The organism is Ruegeria sp. R8_1 (assembly GCF_017743815.1).
Lineage (GTDB): Bacteria > Pseudomonadota > Alphaproteobacteria > Rhodobacterales > Rhodobacteraceae > Ruegeria > Ruegeria lacuscaerulensis_A.
The window spans coordinates 1-566 of the sequence record NZ_JAGHRL010000020.1; the positions used below are offsets into that span (position 1 = coordinate 1).

Below are 566 nucleotides of genomic sequence, written 5' to 3' on the forward strand. Positions count from 1 at the left end.
GAATGCGTTCAGTCCGCTAGTACTGATTCTATTGTTGACCCTCACACAAAATTTCTTTACTGTGTGAGAATGATTAAGAAAGCGTACAAATTCAGGTTTTACCCGACAGCCGAACAGGAGCGACAACTTGCTCACACGTTCGGCTGTGTACGTTTTGTCTATAACTGGGCTTTGCGGTTCAGGTCTGACGCTTGGTATAACGAGCAAAAGCGCATTGGCTATCACGAATCGTCCAGCGCTCTTACTGCTCTGAAGAAAAACCCAGAGTATTTCTGGCTTAACGAAATCTCTTGCGTACCCACTCAACAAGCACTCCGGCACCTGCAAACAGGGTTTAAAAACTTCTGGGATGGCAGGGCAAAGTACCCAACATTCAAGAAGAAACACTCTGTTCAAAGCGCTGAATACACCCGCTCTGCATTCAAGTGGGTCAACGGTCAGTTGACACTGGCGAAGCACAAGGAACCGTTGAACATTCGCTGGAGCAGGGTAATTCCAGACAAGCCAACAACCGTGACAGTCTCCAAAGATTGCGCCGGTCGTTACTTTGTCTCCCTGCTTTGCGA

1 protein-coding gene is annotated in these 566 nt (G+C 47.9%); it reads left to right on the top strand.

The features are described 5' to 3' along the window. Nucleotides 1-69: 69 nt before the first annotated feature. On the top strand, nucleotides 70-566 hold a 497-nt coding region (locus J7380_RS20240), incomplete at its 3' end, for an RNA-guided endonuclease TnpB family protein (RefSeq protein WP_209198710.1).